Here is a 3,047-nt window from a genome sequence, read left to right as displayed (position 1 = left end):
GTCTCCTTCCGCCGCCGGAATTCCAACGTTGGAAAGGAGCGCTGCCACCCGGCATGACAGCACGCGGCAGCGGCGGTGTCCAGGGTGTGCGCCGAAGTCAAAGGAATTGATTCGGGTGGCTGGTCAGTGGCGGCCCAAGGGAAGCCGCGCGCACGCGAAAGTCGGTGCACACCTTCTTGTCCAGCTGACGCACCGTCTGTATAACGTTGTAAACCGCTGCACGGGGATGACCACTCCAGGCCCCCGGCGCGCACACCTCCCCGTACGCCGCACCGACCCATCGGGGCATCCGCCGAACAAGGAGTGTCGTGAGCATGATCATACGCCCGATCGCCCGCAGAGCACGTGCCCTTGCCGCCTGCGCGCTGCTGGCCACCGCCGGCCTGACCGCCAGCGCCTGCGCCAAGTCCGAGGACAGCGGTACGGCCGCACCCAGCGGATCCGATCAGGCCGCGCAGCAGCAGGTCACCCGGTCCGCCTCGGCCCCGGCCGGCTCCGGCTGCACCCTGTCCGCCTACGGCGCGCCCACGCTGGACCTGAAGAACGCGGTGGTCGGCTTCTCCCAGTCGGAGAAGGAGGACAACCCGTTCCGGATCGCCGAGACCCAGTCGATCAAGGACGAGGCCGCCCGGCTCGGCGTCAAGAAGCTGCTCACCACCGACGCACAGTCCCAACTCCCCAAGCAGATCAGCGACATCCAGGACATGCTGGCCCAGGGCGCGCAGCTGCTCATCGTCGCGCCGCTCAACTCCGACGGCCTCGAACCCGCCCTGCGGGCCGCCGCCGCCAAGCACGTCCCGGTCATCACCGTCGACCGCAAGATCAACGCCACGTCCTGCAAGGACTACGTCACCTTCCTCGGCTCGGACTTCGTCGAGCAGGGCAAGCGCGCCGCCGACGCGATGATCGCGTCCACCGGCGGCACCGGCCAGGTGGCGATCCTGCTCGGCTCGTCCGGCAACAACGTCACCACCGACCGCACCAAGGGCTTCACCGACGAGATCGCCGCCAAGGCACCCGGACTGAAGGTGGTCGCCCAGCAGACCGGCGAGTTCACCCGCGACAAGGGCCAGCAGGTGATGGAGCAGCTCATCCAGTCCAAGCCCGGCATCACCGCCGTCTACGCGGAGAACGACGAGATGGGCCTCGGCGCGCTCACCGCGCTGCAGAGCGCCGGCAAGAACCCGGGCAAGGACGTGAAGATCGTCTCGGTCGACGGCACCCGCAACGCCGTCCAGGAGATCGTGGCCGGCAAGTACAACGCGGTGATCGAGTCCAACCCCCGCTTCGGGCCACTGGCGTTCGCCACCGCGCAGAAGTTCTACAGCGGCCAGGCGATCCCGGAGAACGTGATCATCTCCGACCGCGCCTACGACGAGAGCAACGCCAAGGCGTCGGTGGCGGGCGCGTACTGATGGCTCCGCCGGATACCGCCGCCATGTCCGCCCCACCGCAGCAGCCACCGCCCGGTCAGGCGCCGGCACCCGTCCTGGAGGCGGTCGGCGTCAGCAAGCGCTTCCCGGGTGTGGTGGCGCTGGACGACGTGTCGTTCACCCTGCGAACGGGGGAGATCCACGCGCTCGTCGGCGAGAACGGGGCCGGCAAGTCCACGCTGATCAAGATCCTCACCGGGGTGCACCGCCCCGACACGGGCCACCTGCGGCTCGGCGGGGAGCCGGTGGCCTTCCACCGCCCGCACGAGGCGCAGCGGGCCGGGATCTCCACCATCTACCAGGAGGTGAATCTGGTCCCGCTGATGAGCGTGGCCCGCAACATCTTTCTGGGCCGCGAGCCCAAGAACCGGCTGGGTCTGATCGACTTCGCGAGCATGCACGGCCAAGCCGCCGAACTGCTGGCCGGCCTGGGCGTCACCGCCGATCCGCGCCGGCCGCTGCACACCCTCGGCGTCGGCACCCGGCAGATGGTGGCGCTGGCCCGCGCGGTCGGCGTGCGGGCCCGGGTGGTGGTGATGGACGAACCCACCTCGTCGCTCGAACCGCGCGAGGTGGAGACCCTGTTCAGGGTGATCGGCGAACTCCACCGGCGGGGCATCTCGCTGGTCTACGTCAGCCACCGGATGGACGAGCTGTACCGCGTGTGCGACCGGGTGACGGTGCTGCGCGACGGACGGCTGGTGCACTGCGGCGAGTTGCGGGACACCCCCCGGGTCCGGTTGGTGTCGATGATGCTCGGGCGGGAGATCGCCGAGGTGCGCCGCAGCGGCACGACCGCGTTCGGCGCGGGTCACGGGAGCGGGCAGGAAGCCGTGCTGACCGCCGAGCAACTGACCCGCCGCCATGTCCTCGACGGAGTCGACCTGTCCCTGCGGCCCGGTGAAGTGCTGGGGCTCGGCGGGTTGCTGGGGTCGGGGCGCAGCGAGACGGCGAAGGCCCTGGCGGGCGCGCTGCCGCTGGACTCCGGCACCGTCCGGATCGGCGGCCGTCCGATGCGCCGGCTGACGCCCGCCGCGGCGATCCGGGCCGGCGTCAGTCTGCTGCCGGAGGACCGCAAGGCCGAAGGCGTCGTTCCGGGCCTGTCGGTGCGGGAGAACATCGTGCTCGCCGCGCTCCCCCGGCTCTCGCGTGGCGGGATCGTCTCCCGGGCGCGGCAGGACCGGATCGTCGAGGTCTTCATGGCGCGCCTGCGGATCAAGGCCGCGAGCCCCGAGCAGAAGGTGGGCGAGCTGTCCGGCGGCAATCAGCAGAAGGTGCTGCTGGCCCGCTGGCTGTGCCTGGAGCCGAGGGTGCTGCTGCTGGACGAGCCGACCCGCGGCATCGATGTCGGCGCCAAGGCGGAAGTACAGGCGCTGATCGACGAGTTGGCCGCGGCGGGCCTGGCGGTGCTGCTGATCTCGTCCGAGCTGGAGGAACTGGTGGAGGGCGCCGACCGGATCGTGGTGCTGCGGGCGGGGGCGGTGGCCGGCGAGCTGACCGGGGACGACGTGACGGAGGGCGCCCTGCTCGCGGTCCTCGCGGAGGCGGCACCCGCCCCGCCCGGCCCCGGCCGGCCCGACCCCGGCGGCCCACCCCCGCCGGATCCGCCCGACC

At 71.3% G+C, this 3,047-nt stretch carries 2 protein-coding genes; both read left to right on the top strand.

Annotated features, from left to right (window positions below; all coding sequences use genetic code 11):
- Positions 1-314: 314 nt before the first annotated feature.
- A complete protein-coding gene (locus tag GA0115240_RS24480; protein WP_093739702.1) occupies positions 315-1,415 on the top strand; it encodes an ABC transporter substrate-binding protein in 1,101 nt (366 codons plus the stop codon).
- A partial coding sequence (locus GA0115240_RS24475; RefSeq protein ID WP_107407208.1) for a sugar ABC transporter ATP-binding protein occupies positions 1,415-3,047 on the top strand: 1,633 nt, incomplete at its 3' end. The genes GA0115240_RS24480 and GA0115240_RS24475, both read left to right, overlap by 1 nt.

Origin of the sequence: Streptomyces sp. DvalAA-14, from assembly GCF_900091855.1 — a bacterium.
Taxonomy (GTDB): domain Bacteria; phylum Actinomycetota; class Actinomycetes; order Streptomycetales; family Streptomycetaceae; genus Actinacidiphila.
The sequence above is the reverse complement of the archived record's forward strand: the minus strand, read 5'-3'. Positions and strand labels throughout refer to the sequence as shown.